The organism is Vibrio rubrogenes (assembly GCF_059641415.1).
In genome coordinates, this window is record NZ_JCARSY010000006.1 from 91143 (window position 1) to 117148 (window position 26006).

The 26006-nt window shown below is 48.2% G+C and carries 24 protein-coding genes and 1 pseudogene; 17 read left to right on the top strand and 8 right to left on the bottom strand.

Translation table 11 applies throughout. From position 1 onward, the window contains the following. Positions 1-56: 56 nt before the first annotated feature. From AC55NX_RS06530 to AC55NX_RS06540, 3 genes are all read right to left on the bottom strand, one after another. Complete coding sequence (locus AC55NX_RS06530) at positions 57-941, bottom strand: HEPN domain-containing protein (RefSeq protein WP_496995007.1); 885 nt, start codon at positions 939-941, stop codon at positions 57-59. Between the two features lie 152 nt (positions 942-1093). Beyond that, entirely contained in the window at positions 1094-1396 is a 303-nt protein-coding gene (locus AC55NX_RS06535; RefSeq protein ID WP_496995008.1) for a type II toxin-antitoxin system RelE/ParE family toxin, read from the bottom strand. After that, positions 1384-1641, bottom strand: a complete 258-nt coding sequence (locus AC55NX_RS06540; protein ID WP_005448240.1) for a type II toxin-antitoxin system Phd/YefM family antitoxin — start codon at positions 1639-1641, stop codon at positions 1384-1386. Before AC55NX_RS06540 ends, AC55NX_RS06535 begins: the two co-directional genes overlap by 13 nt. A 329-nt stretch (positions 1642-1970) precedes the next feature. Here AC55NX_RS06540 and AC55NX_RS06545 point away from each other — a divergent pair, with 329 nt between their 5' ends. Continuing rightward, positions 1971-2252: a type II toxin-antitoxin system TacA family antitoxin gene (locus tag AC55NX_RS06545; protein ID WP_496995009.1), complete on the top strand. Its 282-nt coding sequence runs from the start codon at positions 1971-1973 to the stop codon at positions 2250-2252. Continuing rightward, entirely contained in the window at positions 2252-2530 is a 279-nt protein-coding gene (locus AC55NX_RS06550) for a type II toxin-antitoxin system RelE/ParE family toxin (protein WP_496995077.1), read from the top strand. The genes AC55NX_RS06545 and AC55NX_RS06550 overlap by 1 nt, the downstream gene beginning before the upstream one ends. Before the next feature lie 167 nt (positions 2531-2697). On the opposite strand, the gene araH is transcribed toward AC55NX_RS06550, so the two are convergent. Genes araH through AC55NX_RS06565 form a run of 3 tightly spaced genes read right to left on the bottom strand, consistent with a single transcriptional unit; the run spans position 2698 to position 6276 of the window. After that, positions 2698-3687 carry an L-arabinose ABC transporter permease AraH gene (gene araH / locus AC55NX_RS06555; RefSeq protein WP_496995010.1) on the bottom strand — a complete coding sequence of 330 codons (990 nt, stop codon included), beginning with the start codon at positions 3685-3687 and terminating at the stop codon, positions 2698-2700. Positions 3688-3699: 12 nt separating this feature from the next. Continuing rightward, complete coding sequence (gene araG / locus AC55NX_RS06560) at positions 3700-5217, bottom strand: L-arabinose ABC transporter ATP-binding protein AraG (RefSeq protein WP_496995011.1); 1518 nt, start codon at positions 5215-5217, stop codon at positions 3700-3702. Positions 5218-5271: 54 nt separating this feature from the next. Beyond that, positions 5272-6276 (bottom strand): arabinose ABC transporter substrate-binding protein, encoded by a 1005-nt coding sequence (locus tag AC55NX_RS06565; RefSeq protein ID WP_496995012.1) that lies wholly within the window; start codon positions 6274-6276, stop codon positions 5272-5274. A gap of 495 nt (positions 6277-6771) precedes the next feature. Here AC55NX_RS06565 and AC55NX_RS06570 point away from each other — a divergent pair, with 495 nt between their 5' ends. From AC55NX_RS06570 to araC, 5 genes are all read left to right on the top strand, one after another. Then, positions 6772-8490 (top strand): ribulokinase, encoded by a 1719-nt coding sequence (locus AC55NX_RS06570; RefSeq protein WP_496995013.1) that lies wholly within the window; start codon positions 6772-6774, stop codon positions 8488-8490. A gap of 56 nt (positions 8491-8546) precedes the next feature. Beyond that, positions 8547-9248, top strand: a complete 702-nt coding sequence (locus AC55NX_RS06575; protein ID WP_496995078.1) for an L-ribulose-5-phosphate 4-epimerase — start codon at positions 8547-8549, stop codon at positions 9246-9248. Between the two features lie 9 nt (positions 9249-9257). After that, a complete protein-coding gene (gene araA / locus AC55NX_RS06580; protein ID WP_496995014.1) occupies positions 9258-10760 on the top strand; it encodes an L-arabinose isomerase in 1503 nt (500 codons plus the stop codon). A 45-nt stretch (positions 10761-10805) separates the two neighbouring features. Continuing rightward, the gene (locus AC55NX_RS06585) at positions 10806-11330 is read left to right on the top strand and encodes a hypothetical protein (protein ID WP_496995015.1); all 525 of its coding nucleotides are present in this window, start codon (positions 10806-10808) and stop codon (positions 11328-11330) included. Between the two features lie 154 nt (positions 11331-11484). Beyond that, positions 11485-12321, top strand: coding sequence for an arabinose operon transcriptional regulator AraC (gene araC, locus AC55NX_RS06590; protein ID WP_496995016.1), 837 nt, complete (start codon positions 11485-11487; stop codon positions 12319-12321). Between the two features lie 54 nt (positions 12322-12375). Here the strand turns inward: araC and AC55NX_RS06595 are convergent, their stop codons facing one another. Further along, positions 12376-13299 carry a DMT family transporter gene (locus AC55NX_RS06595; RefSeq protein WP_496995017.1) on the bottom strand — a complete coding sequence of 308 codons (924 nt, stop codon included), beginning with the start codon at positions 13297-13299 and terminating at the stop codon, positions 12376-12378. 255 nt (positions 13300-13554) lie between these two features. Here AC55NX_RS06595 and AC55NX_RS06600 point away from each other — a divergent pair, with 255 nt between their 5' ends. The 8 genes and pseudogenes from AC55NX_RS06600 (at position 13555) to tatC (ending at position 20205) form a co-directional block, all read left to right on the top strand. Beyond that, positions 13555-13788, top strand: coding sequence for a hypothetical protein (locus AC55NX_RS06600; RefSeq protein ID WP_496995018.1), 234 nt, complete (start codon positions 13555-13557; stop codon positions 13786-13788). Positions 13789-13884: 96 nt separating this feature from the next. Further along, positions 13885-15357 (top strand): annotated as a pseudogene (gene rmuC / locus AC55NX_RS06605) (DNA recombination protein RmuC); the annotation flags it as partial. 388 nt (positions 15358-15745) lie between these two features. Next, positions 15746-16498, top strand: a complete 753-nt coding sequence (gene ubiE, locus AC55NX_RS06610; RefSeq protein ID WP_496995079.1) for a bifunctional demethylmenaquinone methyltransferase/2-methoxy-6-polyprenyl-1,4-benzoquinol methylase UbiE — start codon at positions 15746-15748, stop codon at positions 16496-16498. 13 nt (positions 16499-16511) lie between these two features. Beyond that, entirely contained in the window at positions 16512-17120 is a 609-nt protein-coding gene (locus tag AC55NX_RS06615) for a ubiquinone biosynthesis accessory factor UbiJ (protein ID WP_059123073.1), read from the top strand. A gap of 10 nt (positions 17121-17130) precedes the next feature. After that, complete coding sequence (gene ubiB / locus AC55NX_RS06620; protein ID WP_496995019.1) at positions 17131-18768, top strand: ubiquinone biosynthesis regulatory protein kinase UbiB; 1638 nt, start codon at positions 17131-17133, stop codon at positions 18766-18768. A gap of 44 nt (positions 18769-18812) precedes the next feature. After that, positions 18813-19034, top strand: coding sequence for a twin-arginine translocase TatA/TatE family subunit (tatA, locus tag AC55NX_RS06625; RefSeq protein WP_496995020.1), 222 nt, complete (start codon positions 18813-18815; stop codon positions 19032-19034). A 6-nt stretch (positions 19035-19040) separates the two neighbouring features. Next, a complete protein-coding gene (gene tatB, locus AC55NX_RS06630; RefSeq protein ID WP_496995021.1) occupies positions 19041-19364 on the top strand; it encodes a Sec-independent protein translocase protein TatB in 324 nt (107 codons plus the stop codon). A gap of 82 nt (positions 19365-19446) precedes the next feature. After that, positions 19447-20205 (top strand): twin-arginine translocase subunit TatC, encoded by a 759-nt coding sequence (tatC, locus tag AC55NX_RS06635; RefSeq protein ID WP_496995022.1) that lies wholly within the window; start codon positions 19447-19449, stop codon positions 20203-20205. 50 nt (positions 20206-20255) lie between these two features. On the opposite strand, the gene AC55NX_RS06640 is transcribed toward tatC, so the two are convergent. After that, complete coding sequence (locus AC55NX_RS06640; RefSeq protein WP_496995023.1) at positions 20256-21020, bottom strand: TatD family hydrolase; 765 nt, start codon at positions 21018-21020, stop codon at positions 20256-20258. Between the two features lie 350 nt (positions 21021-21370). Here AC55NX_RS06640 and hemB point away from each other — a divergent pair, with 350 nt between their 5' ends. Both hemB and polA read left to right on the top strand, forming a co-directional pair. Continuing rightward, a complete protein-coding gene (gene hemB / locus AC55NX_RS06645) occupies positions 21371-22417 on the top strand; it encodes a porphobilinogen synthase (RefSeq protein ID WP_496995024.1) in 1047 nt (348 codons plus the stop codon). Between the two features lie 707 nt (positions 22418-23124). Further along, positions 23125-25896: a DNA polymerase I gene (gene polA / locus AC55NX_RS06650; protein WP_496995025.1), complete on the top strand. Its 2772-nt coding sequence runs from the start codon at positions 23125-23127 to the stop codon at positions 25894-25896. The last annotated feature ends 110 nt before the right edge of the window (positions 25897-26006 follow it).

Below are 26006 nucleotides of genomic sequence, written 5' to 3' on the forward strand. Positions count from 1 at the left end.
CCGCTATGGTTTATTGAGTGTTCTGTGCGCCAGTGACGCTTGCATCTTTGCAAGCGTCACCAGACAACCCCTAGCCGCGTGAGACAAACCTGTTCCACTAGCGCTTTTAGGCGCAACACTTCACTTTCGAGATAGGTTAGCTCTTCTGCGGTGATTTCATAATGTTCTGAATAACGGGCCTCGATATACGCCCGTTGCAGGCGGCGGAAACTACGGCGGTGGAATTTGTTATCAAGTGGGAAAATTGTTGCAAATTCAGCATCGATTTGGGCGCACAGCTTAGCGAGCTTTTCGATATTGTGGGATTTGGGCAGGTAGTTGGTGCAGGTGAGCAGGGCACAGGCCAAAAAGCGCTCAGCAGATTGATGAAGCATAAAAGCGGACTTTTTAAGCCATTGCCGTTTGAGATCATCTTTATAGGAAACGAAAAATTGCTCTGCGCTTTCAAACCACTGCACGTAATGCTTGCGGGCAATTTTTTGTTTTTCGGCCTCGGTCAAATCGCCCGGCTCCGCCAGCGGTTTTGGTGTCGCAGCAAATAGCTCTATCCCTTCTTCGCGAATACTTTTAAAAAAGTAGTGACCTTGTTGCAGGCGTTCATTCACTTCCTGTAAGTCATGGACAATCAGCCCCAGTGGTGCAGAAGTCACTTTGCGCTCAATCTGCTCTTTAGCTCGCTGCCAGACCACATCTTCTTCAACCAGTGCTGCTTTGTTGACGATCACCAGAATATCGTAATCGCTGATATACCCATTGACCGGATCGTTAACCCAGTCACCTCTGGCATGACTGCCAAACAGGATGACTTTCAGGATACGAAACTCGCTTTTACTCCCCGTTTTGCCCTGAAGGTAGTCTTCCAGCGTGTCACGCAGAATCGTTGAAATGGCGGTAAGTTCTTGCTGTTTCGATTCAGGCAGGTGGTCGAGGGATGTTTTCATAATCACGACATGAGTTGGTGGTGGATGAATAGCAGTAGCATAAAAGAAGGTATCAACAAAGAACACCATCAACCTTCACTTTACGTTTGTTACTGAGAAAAATACGATTCAATTCAAAGCTATAGCGTTTGTATGTCGCTCATTCGCAAAGGTTATTGCTTGCTCAACAGAAACTTACGCAAATCTCTCTCATCGCGCATGACAAACAGAATAAATACTTTGTCGCTGTCTTGTTTATAGAAAACCCGACACGGATTAACGACAATTTCACGACAATTGAGATGTTCTAGCTCGGGCGGAACGCGACCCGATTCAGGGAAATTTTCCAGACGTTCAACTTTAGAGAAGATCGTGTGAACCAATTGCTGTGCAGCGACAACATTTTCAAGTGCGATGTATTCAGCGATATCATTGAGGTCAGATAGCGCAGGTTCCGTCCAGATTATTTCAGCCATTTTGACATTTTGTCCTTGGCTTCATCGTGACTTACCACTTTACCGTCAGCTAATGCGCGCTCACCTCGTGCAATCCCCTCCAGAATCGCCAAACGATTTTGCATAAACTCGTAATCATCAACATCAACCAGATATGCCGATGGCTTACCGTGTTCAGTAATCAACACGGGTTCTTTCGTATCGTGGAGATCGGCAAGGATCTTCGTTGCTTGACGTTTGAGTGATGTAACTAGTTCTACTTTCATGAGAGCTGCTCCACAGGAATACTAAAAGTGATACTATTCTATCACTTTTAGTCTAGCAAGCTTCATGATGGCTAACGCTGAACACAGTTGTAAAATAGCTGGCACTACATTTTGCGAATATAAATTACTAAATATATTGTTGAAAATACAAGATTAATGACGAATAAAAAGTGAGGAAATCCTCATGCTCTGAATAACGGGCCTCGATATACGCCCGTTGCAGGCGGCGGAAACTACGGCGGTGGAATTTGTTGTCAATTGATCCGATTTGTTGCCCTTCACTAATGCCAGTGCTAACATTTGTACACACAAAAATTCAGGAGTAGTGCATGGATACCAGAATTCAATTTCGTGTTGATGAAGAAACAAAACGTTTAGCCCAACAAATGGCTGAAAGCCAAGGTCGAACGCTTAGTGACGCTTGCCGCGAACTCACTGAACAACTCGCAGAACAGCAACGTAAAGTGTTATCTCATGATGCTTGGCTAACTGAACAAGTGAATCTCGCATTTGATAAGTTTGATGCCGGGCGAGCTGTATTTGTGGATCATGAGTCTGCTAAAAATCGCATGGCTGCACGCAAAGCCAAAATCCGTCACCGGGGTCAATGATGATTCACTGGGAAGAAGAATCTTTAAACGACCGCGAAAAAATCTTTGAATTTCTATACGATTTTAATCCTGATGTCGCAGAAAGAACCGACGACCTTATTGAAACTAAAGTTGAAAATCTAAATGATCAACCATTAATGGGCGTTCAGCGTGACGGCATTCGAGGTCGATTACTCATTATTCCTGAAGTATCAATGATCGTTTCGTATTTTGTCGATGGTTCTGACATTCAAATTATGCGTGTTCTTCATCAAAAGCAAAAATTCCCAATGGAGTAACGCACCAAACAACAGCGCCACAATGTTGATTCTCCCAGCTACCGGCTCTAAAAGATGACACGCCAAATCGTCGCCAAGGCGTAGCCTTAAAATATATAAAGCCCCCGCACAGAAAAACTGCCGAGGGCTTTGTGAATCATTTGCCAGGTGGTGTTTAAGCCGAAACCTTAAACCTTTCTGGATTTCTGTTTGTAGCGGTCAAAAATAACCGCGGCTAACAGAATCGAGCCACGAACCACATATTGCGCGAACGGCGACATGTTGAGCAGGTTCATCGCATTTTCAACGGTACCCAGAATCAGGACCCCGGCAATTACATAAGAGACTTTGCCGACCCCGCCTTTCAGCGAGACGCCACCGAGAACACAGGCTGAGATAACCACCAGTTCGAAACCGACGGAGGTCATCGGCTGACCACTGGTCATCCGGGCTGCGAGAATGACCCCGGCCAGTGCGGAAATAAACCCGGATACGGTGAAGATAATCAGTTTGGTTTTTACCACATTCACCCCGGCCAGACGCGCTGCTTCTTCGTTGCCGCCGATAGCGAGCGTATTGCGGCCGTAAACTGTCCGGTTGAGCAGAAATGCGAAGATGATAAACGTGATAATCGTCAGCCAGATCGGCGTTGGAATACCCAGAACGGAAGAGTTACCCAGTGCGAAAAAGCTTTCTTCGGTAATCCCGACGGCCTTCCCGTCCGAGATAATGTAACCCAGTCCGCGCGCGATCTGCATCGTCGCCAGTGTCGTGATCAGAGCATTGACCTGTAATTTGGCGATGACAAAGCCATTGAGCAGGCCAAAGAAGACCCCGGACAGTAATCCGGCAATGATGCCGAGGGTAACACTACTGGTGGCATTGATTGCGACAGCGGTCACGACCCCGGCGCAGGCAATCACCGAGGCAACCGAGAGGTCAAGGTCACCACAGGCGAGGCAGAATAACATCGCACAAGCAACCATGCCGCTCATGGAGATCGCCAGCCCCAATCCTTTCATGTTAATAAAGGTGGCGAAATAAGGCACAAAAAAAGCGCAGAGCAGAAACAGCCCTGCAAATACAATGAGCATCCCGAATTTATCCCAGATGTGGGAGAAATCGATGCTCGGTTTCTTCGTCTCATGGGTATTCGGTTTGGTGGTTGTAACGGCCATGACTGATTTCCTCTATGCTGCGACAGGGTTGGTTGTACCCAACATCGCCAGACGTAATGCGGTTTGTTCATCAAACTGATCGCGCTGTAGTTCTCCGGAGATTGCCCCGTCTTTCATGACTAGTAATCGGTCGGAGATCCCCAACACTTCCGGCAGGTCACTGGATACCACGAGTACCGCGACACCGTTTTCCGCCAGTTTGAAGATCAATTCATAAATTTCAGATTTTGCACCGACATCGATGCCCCGGGTCGGTTCGTCGAGCAGGATGACTTTCATATCGGTTGAGAGCCAACGGGCAAGAATCACTTTTTGTTGATTACCGCCGGAGAGCTCACCCATTAGTTGGTCGAGAGAGGCGGTTTTGACATTTAGTGCTTCGCACTGGAGCTGGGCATTTTTCTCTTCCCAGCGAAAATCGATGCGTCCGCCTGACTTGAGAAAGTCTGGTCTTGCACTGATGTTGGTGTTTTCCCGTACCGAAAGAATCGGCACGATGCCGTCTGCTTTGCGGTCTTCCGGGCAGAGGGTCACACCGGCACGAATCGCTTCGCCGGGGGAGTTGATACGAATGATTTCACCTTGGATAGTAATTGTGCCGGAGGTCGCTTTATCCGCCCCGAAAATCAGCCGGGTCAGTTCTGTCCGACCGGCACCAACCAGACCGAACAGACCGAGAATTTCTCCGCGCTGAATGTCCAGAGAAACGGGTTGGGTGAGCCCCGGGCCCATCAGTTCGTCAATTTTCAGTCCGCTGCCCCGATATTCGCGGCTGCGATAGTGATAGATATCATTGATCTCCCGTCCGACCATCAGCTCGACGAGACGGTCATTGGTGAGATCAGCTAATGTATCGAAGGTCTGGACGTGCGTGCCGTCTTTGAAAATGGTAATGGCATCACACAGCTCGAAGATTTCTTCCATTCGGTGTGATACATAAAGAATGATTTTGCCGTCATTGCGCAGTTCACGAATGACTTTAAATAAATTCTGGATTTCCCGTTGTGACAAACTACTGGTCGGTTCGTCAAAAGCAATAATTTGTGCATTGCGACTGAGGGCTTTGGCTATTTCAACCATTTGCCACTGACCAATCGAGAATTCTTTCAGTGGGCGGGACGGGTCAAAATCTTCCCCGAGTCGCAGTAACTGCTCTCGCGCATTTCGGTGCAGGGTTTCCCGATCAACTGCCCCATTCTTAGTCGGTAACTGGCCCAGATAGATATTTTCAGCCACACTGAGTTCCGGAACGAGATTCAGCTCCTGATAAATAATTGCAATTCCGTGATTGAGTGCATCGACGGTTGAGGAAAATACAGCGGACTGACCATCAATGATCAATTGTCCTTCTGTAGGTTGATAGAGTCCGCTGAGAATTTTCAGCAAGGTCGATTTCCCCGCACCATTTTCTCCCATCAGCGCATGAACGCTGTTGCTTTGGACACGAAAATTAATATTCGAGAGCGCTTTGACGCCCGGAAAGTGCTTAGAAATCTGACAAAACTCTAAAGAAGAGGGCAATGCTGCCATAATGGCCTCCTGTGGGTTCAGAAGGTGGCACAACAGTGTGCCACCTGCCGGGAATTACAGTCCTTTTTTCTTCAATTCTGCTTTGTAGTTATCGCGGGTAATCAGAACCACATCAGTGACTTCAACGAATTTCTTCGGTTCGACACCATCTTTGACCCATTTATACAGCGATTCGATACTCTTAAAGCCATGAACGTCCGGACTGGGGAGTAAAGACCCGTAGAAGCCGGTTGGTTTGGATTTAGCCAGTTCGTTGACGGCATCCACACCGTTGATACCGATACCAATCACGTTCTGCGCATCAAAGCCTTGGCCTTCGGTTGCACGAATACCACCGAGTACGGTGTTGTCATTCATGCCGACCACCAGCCAGTGTTTAACACTCGGATATTGCACCAGCAGTGAGTTGGCGGCATCCAATGCACCGGGAATGTCGTTGGTTTTGGTTGGCACGCGATAGATTTGGTTCGCAGGGAAGCCCGCTTCTTTCAGTGCCGAGATGGAACCATCTACCCGACGACGGGCGGTATCGAGTTCATCTGCGGTAATTGCCATGACTGCACTGTCAGCCGGATTCCAGCCGCGTTTAGTCATTTCTTTATACAGTTCTTGTCCCTGACGCTGACCGATTTGACTGGCAGCCATCATCACCAATGGGACATTTGTCATCGGCTTGCCTTTGGCATTGAGGAACTGATCGTCAACCGTGATGACTTTGAGATCATAACTCTTCGCTTTTGCCATAATGGCTGGCCCGAGTTTAGGGTCCGGGGTACAAATGACAAAACCTTTGGCACCGCTCGCAGCGAGGGTATCGATCGCATTGAGGGTTTTTTCACCATCGGGGACGGCCATTTTAATCACTTCGAAGCCATACTCTTTGCCGGCTTTTTCCGCAAAACTCCATTCGGTTTGGAACCAAGGTTCCTCAGGTTGTTTCACCAGATAACCGAGTTTGAGCGTGTCATCATCGTTACCAAAGAGAGCATGAGCAGAGGTACTGAGTAATGCAGTCCCTGCTAAAGCGGCGACAGCGAGTGTTTTTCTTATCGTCTTCATTTTGCTATTCCATCCACTGGTTGTTGTAGGGGTGTTTCGGGCACATTATTTGTACAAGCAGCTCAGGATTGAAGTGATGAAAATCACAGCAATGAAAGGTAGCGTTTTTGTCCATGTATATAGCGTGAGACAACATGACTTAGCTCTCATAATAATATTATTCTCGGTTTAAATAGCTTTTTATCCCTATACATATGATTTTTTCATGGCTCATTATGCAATAAATCCTTAATAAGCATATTTTTTAAGCGAAACCTCAAAAAAACAGTTGTGGCGTTTTTATCCATATTTTTAGCTATGGCGTTCATGTTCCCTTCTTCGTTCCACCGCTATAACTGACACACTGAATATCAACTGTGAGCTCGCGATACCGTCTCAGTGGCGACGATTTATCGGTGGTGACGAATGGTTCGTGATGATGACTTGTCGATGTGAATCGTTTGTCGATAGTGATAAGCGTTGCATGGTACGGGTGACTTGAATATGGGGATAGTTATGGACAATAGGCAGAAGAGTGAGCCTTGTGTGATTGGTCTGGATTTTGGTTCAGATTCGGTCCGGGCTTTATTGGTTAATGCTCGTTCCGGTGCTGAGCTGGCATCCGGGGTTGCAGAGTATCCCAGATGGAAAGAGGGCAAATACTGTCAGCCGGCACGATCGCAGTTTCGTCATCATCCAAAGGACTATTTGGAATCAATGACGCAAGCCATACAAGATGCCGTGGCTCAAGTGAGTTCGGACATCGCACAATCGGTCGTTGGGATCGGGGTAGACTCAACCGGTTCGACACCGGCACCGATTGATGCCGATGGACAGGTGTTGGCTCTGCGACCGGAATTTGCCGATAACCCGAATGCGATGTTTATTCTCTGGAAGGATCATACATCGGTCTCCATGGCCGAACGGATTAACCAACTGGCACACAGCAGTGACTTTCCTGATTACACCCGCTATGTCGGCGGAATTTATTCTTCAGAATGGTTCTGGGCGAAAGCGGCCTGGGTCAGTGAACAAGACGCAGAGGTTGCACAACATGCCTATAGCTGGGTTGAGCTGTGTGACTGGGTACCCGCTGTGCTGAGTGGTCACCAACATCCGGATGTGTTGCGCCGGGGGGTTTGTGCCGCGGGACACAAAGTGATGTGGCATGAGTCATGGGGCGGTCTACCTTCGGAAGCATTTCTGACCGCCGTTTCACCGACTTTAGTCGGTTTACGGGATCGGATGTATCACGATGTTTATACCGCTGATCAGGTGGCGGGTTATCTGACGGATGAGTGGGCTGCACAGCTTGGGTTGCCAGCCGGTATTGCCATTGCCGTCGGTGAATTTGATTGCCACATGGGGGCGGTCGGTGCCGGTGCCGGTGCCCATGATTTGGTCAAAGTGATTGGTACATCGACCTGTGACATTTTGATGGTCGATCCACAGCAGGTTGCGGACAAGGCGATTGCCGGCATCTGTGGTCAGGTGTTGGGCAGCGCACTGCCGAATATGACCGCACTGGAAGCGGGGCAGTCTGCGTTCGGCGATATCTATGCCTGGTATAAACAGTTGTTACTCTGGCCGGTTGAACAATATTTGCGTGACCATCCCGATGTCAATTTTGATCTGGCTGAGTTTGAGAACGCCCTCATTCCACAATTAACTCAAGCAGCAGCGGTTTTGGAAGAAGGCGGCAATCAGGCGTTAGCTGTGGACTGGCATAACGGCCGTCGGACACCGAATGCCAATCAACGTCTGAAAGGGGCGATTGCTGAGCTGAATCTCGGCTCGACCGCTGTCGATTTATTTGCCGGACTGGTTGAAGCAACGGCGCATGGGGCCAAAGCGATTGTGGATTGCTTTGTCAGTCAGGGCGTGGATGTGAACCGACTGATTGCCATTGGCGGGATTTCACAAAAATCACCCTATGTGATGCAGACCTGTGCCAATGTGATTGGCCGGGAAATTGTGGTGGCTGAGTCTGAACAGTGTTGTGCGCTGGGGGCGGCAATTTTTGCCGCCGTTGCTGCGGGTGTCTATGCGACGACGCAGGAGGCTCAGGCACAAATGGCCAGCCCGATCAGTCGTACCTACGCTCCAGTCTCTGCGATTCCGAATCTCCGCGCAACGCGCTATGCGATGTACCGACATTTAGGACAGTCTCTTGAGCAGTTATCTCAGGATCGTTTAGACGATGTGACATCATCGTTGTCAAAGGAGGATGCATGAATATCGATGTTTCTTTCACACCGGATTTCGTGGTCAATGCGGCATGGAAAGCCCGGATGGATGTGCTGCGGGAACAGGTCTGGAAAGCCAATATGGATTTGCAGAAGCATAATCTCGTGACCTTCACATGGGGCAATGTTTCCGGTGTTGACCGGGAATCCGGCTTGGTGGTGATTAAGCCGAGCGGGGTAGCTTACGAAGATCTGTCACCCGCGAATATGGTGGTGGTGAATCTGGCCGGTCAGCGCGTGGAAGGTGATTTGAATCCATCTTCAGATACGGAAACGCATCTGGAGCTATACCGGGCTTACCCTGAAATCGGTGGTGTTGTGCATACCCACTCGATGAATGCGACCTCCTGGGCTCAGGCCGGGAAACCGATTCCAGCTTTAGGTACCACACATGCGGACTATTTCTATGGTCATGTGCCGTGCACCCGTTCGCTCTCCGATGCTGAAATTCAACAGGATTATGAACTGAATACCGGCAGAGTGATTGTGGAAACGATAGGACCGCAGGATCCGCTTGCCGTGCCGGGTATCATTGTCAAAGAGCATGGCCCGTTTAGCTGGGGTAACACGCCCGATCAGGCCGTACACAATGCCGTAGTGCTCGAAACAGTGGCCGCGATGGCATTGAAAACGCTGCAAATCAATGCCGGGGTTGATGCAATCAATCAAACATTGCTGGATAAGCATTACCTGCGTAAACACGGCAAGAATGCTTATTACGGACAGCAGGAACATCACGAAAAATAAGGATACACGATGAAAATTTTCGATAAGAAACAGATCTGGTTTGTCACGGGTTCCCAGCATCTGTACGGACCAAAGGTCTTGCAGCGTGTTGCTGCCGATAGTCATGAAATGGTTGCCGGGCTCAATGCGGCGGCTGATATTTCTGTTGCTGTGGCCGAGCAGGAAGTGGTGAAAACGCCGGATGAAATTCTAGAAGTGTGTCGCCGGGCAAACAATGATCCGGATTGTGTCGGACTGGTGCTGTGGATGCACACGTTTTCTCCCGCTAAAATGTGGATTGCCGGTCTGAGCCAGCTCAACAAGCCGTTCTTGCATTTACACACGCAGTTTAATGCGGAACTCCCGTGGCAAGACATTGATATGGACTTTATGAACCTCAACCAGAGTGCGCATGGTTGTCGGGAATTTGGCTTCATCGGTACACGGTTGAATCTCAACCGGAAAGTGGTGACCGGTCACTGGCAAGATGTTGCGGTACATCGTCAGATTGATGATTGGTGTCGTGCGGCTGTCGGGATTGCTGAGGCACAACAACTCAAAGTGGCTCGGTTTGGTGACAACATGCGCCAAGTCGCTGTAACAGAAGGCAATAAAGTCTCCGCACAGATTCAATTCGGTTATGAAGTCCACGGCTATGGTCTGGGCGAACTGAGCGAGCGCGTTAATGCAGTTGCTGACAGTGATGTGGCTGCCCTGATTGATGAATATGCTTCAACCTATGATATTGCTTCCGGTTTACTCACTGATCATGATTTACTGGCGATCCTCAGACAGGAAGCCCGGCTGGAATTGGGGATGGAGCAATTTTTGACCGAGAAAGGGGCACGTGCGTTCGCCAATACATTTGAGAACCTGACTGGCCTGACCAACTTACCCGGACTGGCAACCCAACGCTTGATGGAAAAAGGTTACGGTTATGGCGGTGAGGGCGACTGGAAAACCGCAGCCATGGTCCGGATGATGAAAGTCATGGGACAAGGTAAGCCGGGTGGAACGTCCTTTATGGAAGATTACACTTATAACTTTAGTGAGCGTAGTCAGGTCCTCGGTGCGCACATGCTGGAAGTCTGTCCTTCGATTGCCGCAGCGCGGCCGAAAATTGAAATTCACCGCCATACCATCGGTTGTGACTGTCCGATTGCGCGGATGATTTTTACCGGTAAGCCCGGTCCGGCGCTGAATGTCTCCGTGATTGATTTAGGCGATCGCTTCCGGATGCTGGTGAATACGGTTGATGCTGTGACACCGCCTCAAGGGTTGCCGAATCTGCCGGTTGCTCATGCACTGTGGGAACCGCATCCGAGTCTTGAAGTTGCTGCAACTGCCTGGATTTATGGCGGCGGCGCTCACCATACGGTCTATAGTCAGGCGGTGACGGTTGATATGCTGTCAGATTATGCGGAGATTGCCGGTATTGAGATGGCACTGATCGATCAGCAGACCAACTTACGTCAGTATAAACAGGATTTGAAACACAACAGCCTGTACTATCGGTTGAACGGCCAGATATAAAACCCAATGGTGCCTGCTATGGCAGGCACCTCATAAGGAGCCAATGTGAAGATAGACCCGGATGAATTTCAGGTGTCTGATCGGGCACAGTTGTTTCATGATCACTGGCAATTGGAAATCGCGTCACATACACCGGTGGTATTTCAGTTGTTCTCCCGTAGTAAATTGTTTTTTAGTGGCCGGTTAGAGCTGATCAACAACGATGAGGTCGTCAGTACCGAAGATTTTCACTGGCGGTTTCGGATCAAAAATAACCGGATTGAACAGTGGTGTAACGTGCAGCTCGAAGAAACCCTCTCGCTTGGTATCACCTATTCTTTTCAGCCGGATGCGCTGGTGATCGAATATATGGCACGACACCGTGTGCCGACCCGTTTAGATATGCGACATAATATTCAGGCGATTCAGGCCGAGCAGAGTTCTGAACCGCGCTCCGTTGCCGATATGAGAGGCCGGCTGGAACAGTTACAGCATCAAAATAATGAGCGACCGAGTGATTACCTGGTTGCGTCCGGAAATCAACATTTCAGAGAGGCATTTTCTGCCACACAGTGGATTTTCCTGTCATAGCATACTGTTTTACATCATCTTTTTGCGAGCGCAGAGCGGCTTTCAGAACTAACAGGTGTCACAAGTTTTATACGAAACTGTGAAGTCATAAATCGTATGAAATCGAAGAGTTAGCGTACACTCAGGCGTAAAGGAAAGTAGTATAGGATGTAGGATGCAAGACGATCCGCTCAAACCCGGGTATAACTTCGATGCACATTTGGTGGCAGGACTGACTCCGATTATTGAAGGAGACGAACTGGATTTCACCATTGACCGCCCCAACGGCATGAAAGGGTATATTATCAACCTGACCAGTAAAGGTGAGGGGACACTTTTTTCCGGTAATCAGGCCATTGATGTAGGTCCCGGTGATTTACTGCTGTTTCCTCCGACAGCGGCTCACTATTACCATCGTAAAGCAGACAGTGTGTGCTGGTTTCATCGCTGGGTTTATTTTCGTCCCAGAGCCTTCTGGCATGACTGGCTGAGTTGGCAAGACGAACAACACGGGGTGTATATCACCCGAGGGTTGGATCAAACCACGATTCATCATCTGGAACGTTTATTCATCGATATCGAGTATACCGCCAAATCCGATGAACCTTATCGGAGTGATTTATCGATCAATCTGCTGGAACAGCTCCTGATTCGTTGTAAGAGTTTGCAACCTGATGTGGTCAGTAAGCCGCTCGATCCACGTGTGATTGAAGCGATGAATTATATGACGCAGAACCTCAATCAGGATTTCACCATGGAAATGGTGGCCTCTCACATCTGTCTGTCTCCTTCGCGGTTGGGGCATCTGTTCCGTGAAGAGATGTCGATGACGATTACGCAGTGGCGTGATGATCAGCGCATCAGCCGGGCCAAACAACTGCTGGTGACCACTAACTATTCGGTCAACCAAATCGGCCGAATTGTCGGTTATACCGATCCCCTCTATTTTTCCCGGGTATTCAAACGTAAGTCGGGCGTCAGTCCCAAACGTTATCGGGAGCAAATTACCTAAGCGCCCGCTTTGTCTTGTCTCAAGCTTCAGGGGTGAACCCGTGAGCCCCTGAAACTATGATTCCGTTTGTTGATGTGTATTGTCCCGATTTGGCGTGAACTGCTGAATCGTCAGTCCGGCAATAATACAGACCAGCCCAATGAGCGTTGCCGGGTGAATCTGCTCTTGGATGATTACGGATAACAACAGCAGTGAAATAAACGGAGAGATAAAAATCAGATTACTGATTCTGGCGGTGTGACGGGTACGTTTGAGTGCATTGAGCCAGAGAAAGAAGGTAATTCCCATCTCAAATAAACCGACATAAACGGCACTGAGCCAGCCTTGGGGCGTGATATGGTTCCAGCCGGCGCCTTCGTAAAACGACAGAATCAACGTACAAGGCAGAGCGACCAGAAAACCCAGTAGCAGGCTAATGACCGGATCTGCGGTGTTGCGGGTATTGAGAATCCAGTAGCCGGCCCACAGGAGCGTTGATAATAAGGCGAGTCCGACCCCGACAGGGCTGTCGAAATCGAGCGCAAGCAGATTGCCCCGGGTTGCAATTACTAACACTCCCAGATAACAGAGTGCAGCGGCAAGATAGTCTTGCTTGCGGATTTTCTGTTTCAGAAAAATGGCGGCCATGATCGTTAGCGTCATCGCCCAGCTATAGTTGATCGACTGTGCCTGAGAGGCGGGGAGCAGGCGATAGGCCTGAAACAGAATCAGATAGTAGCTGAGCGGGTTGATCAATCCGGAAATAATGAAATAGGTCGGATTGGCCGCAAAGGTCGGCAAAATCAGGTGAAGTTGACGCTGACATGCACAAATGGTCACTAACGAGATGCTCGAAATGACACAAGCAACGGTTAACATCTGAATCGGGGTCAGTTGTGCCAGTGTGAGCTTAAATGCCGTCGCGACAGTTGACCACAATAAGACTGCGGTCAGACCGAAGAGCAAGGCTTGTTTTTCATTGACAGTGCTGTTATTCATTGCTGGTAGGCCGTGTTTTTCCACCATTGATTCGATTGCCTGAGCATAACATAAGCTTCAGCCAACCCTGTTATTTGTGTCATAGAAACAATAAATCCAAGTGTTACAACAGGATGAGTTTATGGGATGTTGATCGCATGACCAATGGACGTGATTCGGATGATTGGCGATTTGAGGTAAGGTTTTCAGGCAAATAATAGCTGTTTTCACAATCGTTGATAAGAGTGGGTAAGTAAAGTTGAGAAGGGAAAGATAATGGCGGATGAGAAATCCAGTGGAAAAATTTGGGGGATTTGTCCGTCATGTGGCCCGATGGAACTGCGCTCTCAGTTGAGAAACGTACACTTATTAGGGCAAACCGGGATGGTGATGGGAATTGCCGTCACGACGTGCAAGCAGTGTCGGCAGGTTGTACATGTTCCGGATGAATCGCTGGAATCGGTCAAAACCGCATATGCTCAGCTGACACCCCCTGACATCAGAGGCTAGTTTGACGTCTCTGTGCCGCAAATCTACTGGACATTGATCCAGTCCGGCAATACCATTTTTAGTTCTATATGCTGAGACACAGAATTGATTCCCATGATGCAATGGATTATTGAAAACCAATCCCTACTGGTAATGTCTGCTCTCTGTATTGTCGGTTCTGCCGGCATAACGGGCTGGTGGATGAAGCAAAAGATGCAACTGCAATTCAGCCAGTTGCAGCAACAGCTGGTGAGTCAGCAGCAACTTCACGAACAAGTGTTGAGTCAGGTCACGACACAATTGCGGCAAACACAAGCTGAGTTGCACGAATCAGAAGATGCGCATGATCTGGCCATGGCCGAGCTGAAACAGCTGCATGGTCAGCATATGGCTGCCACTGAAAAACTTGGGCAAATGGCGGCCTTACAGCAAGAGCGGACACAGTTGAATGATGAGCTGGTGCTGTTGCGGGAGAAGAACGCGCAATTGCAAGGAGAGCTTCGGGAACAGGAAGCGCGACATCAAGCCCAGATGGTTGCCAGTCAGGAAAAGTTACAGTTACTGGAGCGCGCCGAAGAACGTTTGAAGCAGCAGTTTGAACAGTTGGCGAATCAGTTGTTTGAGGTCAAAACTGCGAAGGTTGATCAGCAGAATAAACAGAGTCTGGAAGGATTGCTGAATCCGCTGAAATTACAACTGGAAGGGTTCAAAAAACAGGTCAATGACAGTTTCAGCCAAGAAGCTAAGGAACGTCATACACTGGTCCATGAGTTGAAGAATCTGCAACGACTCAATGAGCAGATGGCGAAAGAAGCGTTAAATCTGACGCAGGCGCTCAAAGGCGATAACAAACAACAGGGCAACTGGGGAGAAGTGGTGTTGGCCCGGGTCCTGGCGGAGTCAGGGCTACGCGAAGGACATGAGTATCAGACGCAGGTCAGTTTGCAAAATGAGGCGGGCAAGCGCTATCAACCGGATGTTATTGTCAACCTGCCGAATGAGAAGCAGGTAGTGATCGATTCAAAAATGGCACTGGTAGCCTACGAACGTTACTTCCATGCTGAGAGTGACGTTGAGCGCGATAAAGCACTTGGTGAACATTTACTTGCGATACGTTCTCATATCAAAGGACTGAGTAAGAAAGATTACCAGCAGTTGCAAGGCATCCAGACGTTAGATTATGTGTTGATGTTTATTCCGGTCGAACCGGCATTCCAATTGGCAATCCAGGCGGATCCCGCTTTAGTCAAAGATGCGATGGAACAAAACATCATTATTGTCAGTCCAACCACATTACTGGTTGCTTTACGAACCATCGATAATTTATGGCGTAATGAATATCAAAATCAAAATGCCCAACGGATTGCGGAGAAAGCCGCAAAACTCTACGACAAATTACGTTTATTCGTGGACGATATGGACACGCTGGGCAGTGCCATAGACAAGGCCGGGCAGAGTTATCAGAGTGCCATGAACAAACTGTCGAGCGGGCGTGGTAACGCCATTCGTCAGGCGGAAAGTTTTAAGCAATTGGGCGTTGAGGTGAAACGTTCGATTGCTTCCCGGTGGGTTGATGAGTCTCGAAGAGCAGGCTCTGAAGCGTTATCGTCTGAGTCAGCATCGCCTGAACAAACCGGGTCCGAATGCCTGTCGCCGACGCAAACGCCGTCAGGGCAAAGTTTATCTGAACAACACTTATCTGAGACAACAAAGTTTGAACATTCTCGCGCTGATACCGCGTCATCCGGAACGGTTTTACCACAAGAGAACCGGGAAAATAACAGCGCATCCGTCGGCACAAAATCTGCCGATTGCTGAAAGACATCCGACAGGGGATACAGTAAACTAGCGCAACCAATCAGTCAGTCACATGGGTTTATCAAGCATCTGTTTATTCAGCATGATGGATGATGTGGTCGTGTGATGTGTGGCTTATATTCGATCATGCAAGGTAGGTAAAGGCGTGCAATCTGAAAAAATGGCAGAAAATCAAGAAACCACCCATTTTGGTTTTGAAACCGTCGCCAAAGCGGAGAAAGCGCATAAAGTGGCAGAAGTTTTTCATTCTGTCGCAGCGAAGTATGACATCATGAATGACTTGATGTCCGGTGGGATTCACCGACTATGGAAACGATTTACGATTGATTGCAGTGGTGTCCGTGCCGGACAGCGAATTCTGGATCTCGGTGGTGGTACGGGCGATTTGACAGCAAAATTTTCACGGATAGTTGGTGATAACGGGCATGTCGTGCTGGCGGATATCAATAATTCAATGTTATGTGTCGGTCGGGATAAGCTGCGGGACAATGGCATTATCGGCAATGTGCATTATGTTCAGGCGAATGCGGAAGAGTTGCCGTTCCCCGATAATTATTTTGACTGCATTACAATCAGCTTTTGCCTGCGCAATGTTACGGATAAAGATCAAGCGTTGCGCTCCATGTTTCGGGTACTGAAGCCCGGCGGACGTCTGCTGGTGCTGGAATTTTCCAAACCGGTGTTCGAGCCGTTATCCAAAATCTACGATACCTATTCGTTCCATCTCCTGCCGAAGATGGGCCAGCTCATCGCCAACGACGCTGACAGTTACCGTTATCTTGCTGAGTCAATCCGGATGCATCCGGATCAGGACACGTTAAAAGGGATGATGGCTGATGCCGGTTTTGAGCAAGTAAGTTATTACAATCTGACCGCGGGTATTGTGGCGCTTCACCGTGGTTATAAATTCTGACAAGGCGGTTCCTATGCCATTTGCACCTTTACTGACCGCAACGATTGAAACCATCCTGAACCGACTGATTCAGGATGATCCTGTTCTGATTCGTCAGCTTGCTCGCCTGAAAGGCAATGTGATTCAGGTTCATCTGAAAGAGCTCGATCAAACCCTGACGTTTGTTTTCAGCCAGCAAATTGATGTGTTAGCGCGATACGAAGGGACACCTGATTGTTATTTGTCTCTGACATTATCGATTTTGCCGCAGTTACGAGAGCAGGCAAACATCACGCAACTGATCAAACAGGATAAGTTGATACTGGAAGGTGATATCCAACTGGCTCAGAAGTTTTCGCAACTGATGACGGATTGTAAGCCGGATTGGGAAGAGTGGTTATCACGCCTGAGCGGGGATGTTGTCGCGCATACGGTGACACAGGCTGCCAAAGATTTGAGTCATTTCCTGCAAACACAACATCAGCGTCACCAATCCCATGTTGCACAGATTTTAACGGAAGAGTGGCGTATTGCTCCTGGCCCGCTTGAGGTGGCTGATTTTTGTGATCGGGTTGATGAAGTAAACAGTCAGTTATCCCGACTTGAAAGTCGGATTCAGTCTCTGACGGAGAAACTATGCTGACGGAGAAACTATGACGCCAACAGAAATCAGGCGGTTGTATCGTATCATCAAGGTGCAGCTGGAATATGGTCTTGATGAATTCCTTCCTGATCATCACTTGTTCCGAGCACCATTATTAGCTCGAAAATCGCTGTTCTGGCTGCGGAATCGTTATCCGGAGAAACCGTTAGGAGAGCGCTTGCGTTTGGCGCTTCAGGAGCTGGGGCCGGTCTGGATTAAGTTTGGTCAGATGATGTCTACCCGACGGGATCTGTTCCCCCCGCATATCGCGGATCAACTGGCGCTGCTTCAGGATAAAGTCTCACCATTTGATGGTCATTTAGCGAAGCAACAGATTGAAAAAGCGTTGGGCGGTGCGGTAGAGACTTGGTTCGATGACTTTTCGGTTGAACCGCTGGCCTCTGCATCGATTGCTCAGGTGCATACCGCAACATTGAAATCCAACGGCCGTGAGGTGGTACTCAAAGTGATTCGTCCTGATATCAAGCCGGTGATTGCCGCGGATATCAAACTGATGTATCGGATGGCTCGTCTCGTTGCGAAAGCACTTCCCGAAACACGGCGTTTAAAGCCGGTTGAAGTGGTGCGGGAATATGAGAAAACATTGCAGGATGAACTAGACTTACGTCGGGAAGCTGCGAATGCGATTCAGTTGCGACGTAATTTTGAGGGCAGTGAAGAACTCTATATTCCGGAGGTAATTTCTGAATATAGTAATGAAACCGTGATGGTCTCGGAGCGCATCTATGGGATTCAGGTCTCGGATATTGAGGCACTAGAGGCAAACGGCACCAATATGCAGTTGCTGGCGGAACGTGGTGTCAGTGTTTTCTTTACGCAGGTGTTCAGAGACAGTTTTTTCCATGCCGACATGCATCCGGGTAATGTCTTTGTCCAGCCGGCTCATCCTGAAAATCCGCAGTGGATCGGGTTGGATTGCGGTATTGTCGGAACGCTAAACAAAGAAGATAAACGCTATCTGGCAGAAAACTTTCTGGCATTTTTCAATCGTGACTATCGGCGTGTTGCCGAACTCCATGTCGAGTCGGGTTGGGTACCATATGATACGGATATTGATGCATTCGAAAGTGCCATCCGGGTTGTGTGCGAACCGATTTTTGCCAAGCCGTTGTGTGAGATTTCATTCGGTCATGTGCTGCTGAACTTATTTAACACGGCGCGTCGCTTCAATATGGAAGTCCAGCCGCAACTGGTACTGTTGCAAAAAACGTTATTGTATGTGGAAGGTTTGGGGCGGCAGTTATATCCTCAACTTGATCTATGGCAAACGGCCAAGCCGTTTCTGGAACGCTGGATGATTGATCAGGTTGGGCCGGGCGCGGTATTGCGGTCTATCCGTGAAAAGGCACCATTCTGGGTGGAAAAGCTGCCGGAGTTGCCTGAACTGGTCTACGAAAGTCTCAAGCAAGGACGCGTGATGAATCAACGGGTCAATGCACTGTATCAGGATTATCGTCAGGTGAAACGGGATCAGGCCCGGGGCAAGTTTTTCTTAGGGATTGGGGCAACTGCACTGATCTGTTCGGCGGTCTTTTTGGCGAATGGGCAAGAGCCGCATTTGTCAATCAGTACAGCCGTGGTCGGCGGTATGTCTTGGTTAATCAGTTGGATGTTCTACCGTCGGTAAACGTATCTGCTGAGCGGTTTGGCGAAGCATAAAAGGATAGTGATATGGGTAGTATTGGTATTACGGAATTACTGATTATTGCGGCCATTGTGGTGTTACTGTTCGGCACGAAAAAATTGCGGAGCATGGGCAGTGACTTAGGCAGTGCCGTGAAAGGCTTTAGAAAAGCGATGGATGAAGAGCCTGAAGAAGCGAAGCGTGAAAAGCAGGAGCAATCACAACAGAAATCCGCGTCTTCTACGCAGAACCATCAAGACAAAGAGTAGTTCGGCGTGTTTGATATCGGTTTTTGGGAGCTGGTATTAATCTCGGTGATTGCACTGGTTGTTTTGGGGCCGGAGCGCTTACCACATGCGATTCGAAGTATCGCCCGTATGGTTGCGTCGGTGAAAAAGATCGCTAACAGTGTGCAGCATGAATTGTCTCAAGAGTTACAGATACAAGAACTCAAAGACAAGCATCGACAAGCTGAGCAAACCAAAGTGAACGAACCATTTCCTGAGTTACATCAGTCGCATCAATCTGTGGATACCACCACATGTGACGTTGAGCAACCGTCAACGCATGATGACCGAGCAGAGAAACAGTCGAAATAAGTCGTCGAAATAGCCATGATGCGCATGTTGCTTAAATTGGTTTTTCTGACGTAATCTGTTCCTGACGCGATATGGAGTCAATATGTCGTCTGTTGAGCAAACCCAACCTTTAATTCGTCACTTGCTCGAGTTACGTAACCGATTATTACGTTGCATCGTGGCGGTTATCGCTGTATTTCTCGGTTTAGTCTACTTTGCGAATCATATCTATGAGTTTATTGCCCGGCCTTTAGTTGAGCGGTTACCCGCAGGCGCAACCATGATTGCCACCGATGTTGCTTCGCCCTTTTTTACCCCGCTAAAGTTGACACTGGTTGTTTCCCTGTTGATCACCGTGCCGTATCTGCTGTATCAGATTTGGGCCTTTGTTGCGCCGGGATTGTACAAACATGAACGCAAGCTGGTGGTGCCGCTGATATTGTCGAGTTCAATCCTGTTTTATTGTGGGGTCGCATTCGCGTATTTTGTCGTTTTCCCTTTAATCTTTGGCTTCTTTACTGCGATTTCACTGGACGGGGTTGCTTTTGCGACCGACATTGCCAGCTATCTTGATTTTGTGTTGGCGCTATTTTTAGCGTTCGGGATTGCGTTTGAAGTGCCGGTGGCAATTATGTTGCTTTGCTGGACGGGTGCAACAACACCAAGAGCACTGCAGCAAAAACGACCTTACATTATTGTCGGAGCATTTGTGGTCGGGATGTTGTTGACCCCGCCGGATATCATTTCTCAGACGTTACTGGCTGTTCCCATCTGTTTACTATTTGAAGTCGGTGTTTTTTGTGCCCGGTTTTATTGCAAGACAGCATCAGATCACTCGCAGTCTCGCAGTAGAGATGGCTGACTCATCGTTTAAAGCGGTTCGTTTAAAGCAACTCGTTTAAAGAAACTCGTTTAAAGCAATTGAAATAACTGTTTCGCATTGTCGGTGGTCAGTCTGTCCACTTCTTCAAGCGAGATCTCTTTGAGTGCGGCAATTCGCTGGGCGACAATGTGTGTATAGGCCGGTTCATTGCGTTTTCCCCGATGCGGCACCGGTGCCAGATAAGGGCAGTCGGTTTCCAGAATGATTTGCCGCATATCCAGATGAGGAACCACTTGATCCATCCCGCTATTTTTAAACGTCGTGACACCGCCTAAGCCGAGATGAAAGCCTAAATCCTGAATGGCTTTGGCCTCTTCAATACTGCCACCGAAACAGTGAAATACGCCTTGCAGAGAGCCATCTTGGGCCTGAGCCAGCAGTTGAATGGTTTCTTGCATTGAATTACGGGTATGAATCACCACCGGGAGCTTTTTCTCTTTTGCCCAGTCGAGCTGGGTAAGAAAAGCGGTTTCTTGTTCGGCCTGATAGGTTGTATCCCAGTACAGATCGATACCAATCTCACCGACGGCGATAAAATCATGTTTATCAAACCAGCCATGAATGATATCGAGTGTCTGATGAACATGTTGATCCACGTAGCAAGGGTGTAATCCCATCATGGAACGACAGATGTCAGGGTAGGCGGCCTCGGTTGCCAGCATCGGATCGATAGAGTCGAGATCGATATTCGGCATGCAGATCATATCGACACCTTGTGCTAAAGCACGTTGAATCACGTCTTCTCGGTCATGGTCAAATTCTTGGGCATAAACATGGGCGTGCGTGTCAATCATGGGTTTTTCCGGTCATGGGTTGAAAGAAGCATTATAAAAGATCGTCGCCTTGAGATCATTTTTTGAATTTTTATCTCAATAGACATGGCGTGTCAGTTGGACAATGGTATGATTTCAGCGCACTACCCGTGACAATACTGTGTTTTCTCAAGCGCTGTATTGTCGGATGAGAAGGTCATATTCGTGTTGTGAAAGTCGCAGTTTCGGGTCGCAATGTACTTTTCTTCAGAGCTCTCTCGCTGTTGAGCGACGGTTCATGATAAGCGCTGTTCGTTTCGTCCGTTTGTTACATGTACAGTATGTGGCGAACCTTGATGCGGTGCATCACAAATATCAAAAAGGAGTTCCATGTGTCAGTTTCTATCGTAGGTCAGTTTCCCGGTCGTCGTATGCGTCGTGTGCGTAAGCATGATTTTAGCCGTCGCTTAGTCGCGGAGAATGAGTTGTCAGTCAGTGACCTGATTTACCCGGTATTTGTGTTGATGGGCAAAGATCGTCGTGAGCCTGTTGAATCGATGCCGGGTGTGGATCGTTTATCGATCGATGTTCTCCTTGAAGAAGCACAGTATCTTGCGAGCCTTGGTGTACCGGCTATCGCGTTGTTTCCTTTTATCACTCAGGATGCGAAAAGTATTGATGCTGCTGAGGCGTACAACCCTGAAGGTCTGATTCAACGGGCGGTTCGTGCCTTGAAAGAACATGTTCCGGAAATCGGGGTAATTACCGATGTGGCATTGGACCCATATACCACCCACGGTCAGGATGGCATTATTGATGAGCAAGGGTATGTGATCAACGATGTGACGACCGAAGTGCTCGTCAAACAAGCGTTATCTCATGCTGAAGCCGGTGCGGATGTGGTTGCCCCCTCCGATATGATGGACGGCCGGATTGGTCTGATTCGTGATGCGCTTGAGGAAGCCGGGCATATTCATACGCAGATCATGGCTTATTCTGCAAAATATGCATCGAGTTATTATGGCCCTTTCCGCGATGCGATTGGCTCAGCAAGTAATCTGAAAGGGGGCAATAAAAAAACCTATCAGATGGATCCGGCGAACAGTGATGAAGCGTTACAGGAAGTGGCGTTAGATATTGGTGAAGGTGCCGATATGGTCATGGTGAAGCCGGGGATGCCATATCTGGATGTCGTTCGTCGCGTTAAAACCGAACTTCAGGTGCCGACATTTGCTTATCAGGTTTCCGGTGAATATGCGATGCATAAGGCGGCCTTTCTCAATGGCTGGCTAAAAGAAAAAGAGACCGTTATCGAATTATTGCTTTGCTTTAAGCGCGCGGGAGCGGACGGTATTCTGACCTATTTTGCCAAGGATGTTGCCGAGTGGCTTGCTGAAGAGCAAGCGGCGCGGGTCGCAGCACTGAAGAAACATCAGTAAAATTGATATGAATGCTCTCATTACGTTAAGAAACGGATGTAAGGCTGGCGATCGCCAGCCTTTATTATTTTATTTATGAATGAGTTACAGTATTTGTGAGAAATAAATGAGACTTTTTCTCATTTAGGGCTTGACCAATCAAATGAGAATAATTATTATTACACTCGTCTTAGGGAATGAGGAAGTTCACCACAGCGCTGAGATGTAGCACGATTTATGTTTGTTACTCAATGCGATGGTGTTTACGGGCTTGCACTCTTCTTTTTGACACGACATTGCTCACATTGCTTCCAGTGTATTTATAGCTTTATAAGAAAGCGATTTGGTCACACGTATCACTTTCTTGCTTATGCTAGGCGACATCCTTCGGGTGTCGCTTTTTCTTTTTCAGCGAGATCGTTTTTGTTAACAGAACGATATACTTTTCCACAATGGTTGATCCCGAAAAGATCATGTTTTTTTACACAGATCTTTTATTTAATTATTAAATATCAAATATTTATAATTGTATTTTTAGTTATTTTTGTCGGTTTTATATCAGTGTAAATAAAACTATGAACAGACTTATCCACAATGTGACGTCTCTTCTGTGAATTTTCATCGTATTGGATTTCGGCAAAAACTCGGTAGAACATGGAATCCTCAGGGAACTCATGGCATTCTAAGCAGATAATGTTGAGACCTCCACATCCGGATACCAAAAAACTATGGCCCATATTCCTGATAACCCGCTCATTCTGATTGACGGTTCTTCTTATCTTTACCGTGCATTCCATGCCTATCCAAGCACCATGAGTAATGGTGAAATCCCCACCAATGCTGTTTATGGTGTCATCAATATGATCCGCAGCATGATGCGTCAGTATCCTTCGGATCGGATCGCGGTTGTGTTTGATGCGAAAGGCAAGACATTCCGCGATGAGATGTATGCAGAATATAAAGCCCACCGCCCACCGATGCCGGATGAATTACGTTGTCAGATTGAGCCGCTGCACAAGATTATTCATTCTATGGGGTTACCGTTACTCGCAATAGAAGGGGTGGAAGCCGACGATGTGATCGGTACGATTGCGATACAAGCTGCCAATGCCGGCGTTCCGGTGCTGATTAGCACCGGTGATAAAGATATGGCGCAATTGGTGAATGATAACGTTACCTTGATTAACACCATGACGAATGTCGTGATGGATCGCGAGGGTGTGGTAGAGAAATTCGGTATTCCTCCGGAACTGATCATCGACTATCTGGCATTGATGGGCGATAAAGTTGATAACATTCCGGGCGTTCCGGGAGTCGGTGAAAAGACGGCGACTGCATTGCTTCAGGGGATCGGCGGTCTGGAAGAACTCTATCAGAATCTGGATAAGATTGCTGATTTGGGATTCCGCGGTTCCAAGACAATGGCGAAGAAGCTGGAAGAGAATAAAGACAATGCGTGGCTTTCTTACCAACTCGCGACAATTAAATTGGATGTTGAGCTGGAAGACACGCTCGATACTTTAGTCAAACGTCCGGCAGACCGCGAAGATCTGATTCAGTTATACGGACAACTGACATTTAAATCTTGGTTGAATGAGTTGCTTGAAAGCCCGGAGGGAAGTCCTGAAATGAATCAGGCATCTGATGCGGCTGCGGTGACGATGGATACATCGGCGGTCAATATTGATCGCAGCCAGTATCAGACCGTCTTGAATGAAGCTGATTTTATGGCTTGGTTAGACAAGCTAAAAAATGCATCTTTGTTTGCTTTTGATACCGAAACGGATGGATTGGACTATATGACGGCCAATCTGGTCGGGGTGTCATTTGCGATCACCGAAGGTGAAGCGGCCTATGTGCCAGTTGCTCATGACTATATGGATGCGCCGCAACAGTTGGATCGTGATTGGGTATTGGCTCAGCTTAAGCCGATTCTGGAAGATGAACATAGTCACAAAGTCGGGCAGAATCTGAAATTTGATATGAGTATTCTGGCCCGTTATGACATTGAATTACGCGGGATTGCGCATGATACCATGCTGGCTTCTTACGTGTATGACAGTGTCGGCGGACGGCATGATATGGATAGTCTGGCGCTACGCTTCCTGCAACATAGTTGTATCTCATTCGAACAAATTGCCGGCAAGGGTAAAAATCAGCTGACATTTAACCAAATCGATTTGGAACAAGCCGGTGTTTACGCGGCAGAAGATGCGGATGTTACGCTTCGGTTGCACCATCGTTTGATGGAAAATCTGGAACAGAATGAAGCGCTATTACGCATCTATCAAGAGATTGAAGTGCCACTGGTGCCCGTGCTGTCAAGAATGGAGAGAACCGGCGTTCATATCGATGATATGCGTTTGAATGTTCAGTCTCAGGAAATCGCCCAGCGTTTAGAAGAATTGGAGCGCAAGGCATTTGAGATTGCCGGAGAATCATTTAACTTGAGCTCGCCGAAGCAGCTCCAAAAGATCTTCTTTGAAAAAATGGGGCTGCCGGTGGTGAAAAAAACACCTTCGGGAACGCCATCGACCAATGAAGAAGTGTTACAGGAGCTGGCGCTGGATTATCCGTTACCGAAGGTCATTCTGGAACATCGGGGGCTGGCGAAACTGAAATCGACTTACACGGATAAGTTGCCGAAAATGATTAATCCGGTTACGGGGCGTGTGCATACCTCTTATCATCAGGCTGTGACAGCAACCGGACGGCTTTCATCGACCGATCCGAACTTGCAGAATATTCCGGTGCGGAATGAAGAAGGTCGGCGGATTCGGCAGGCGTTTGTGACCGAACCCGGCTGGAAGATTGTCGCGATCGACTATTCTCAGATTGAGTTGAGAATTATGGCGCATTTGTCTGGCGATCAATCACTGTTGGATGCTTTCCAACAAGGGAAAGATATTCATGCCGCCACGGCTGCGGAAATTTTAGGGATTCCGCTCGAACAGGTCTCCGGTGAACAGCGTCGTCGCGCCAAAGCCGTTAACTTCGGGTTGATCTATGGGATGAGTGCATTTGGTCTGGCCAAGCAGCTTGGTATTCCACGCCATGAAGCCCAATCTTATATGGAGAAATACTTCGAGCGTTATCCCGGCGTGATGCAGTATATGGAAGATACGCGTGCACAAGCAAGCGAGCAGGGCTATGTAGAAACACTATTTGGTCGTCGTTTACATCTGCCGGAAATTCGTTCCGGTAATGGGATGCGGAGAAAAGCTGCGGAACGTGCTGCGATCAACGCCCCGATGCAGGGGACAGCAGCAGATATTATCAAAAAAGCCATGTTATTGGTTGATGCCTGGATCGAGCAAGAAGGTCAAGGGAGAGTCCGCCTGCTGATGCAGGTGCACGATGAACTGGTTTTTGAAGTCCAAGAGTCATCTCTGACCGAAATTGAAAGTAAAATACAAAAACTCATGGAGTCCGCTGCGACCCTTCGTGTGCCTTTGGTTGCAGAGGTTGGTCGGGGTGATAGTTGGGAACAGGCCCATTAAATCGGGTTTTTTGACCAAAATGGCATGAATTTTATGAGCTGGCGCACAAGTGTCAGCTTTTTTTTTACATAAAAAAAGTAACAAAATATCAGTTTCTTATGTTGTCTGAT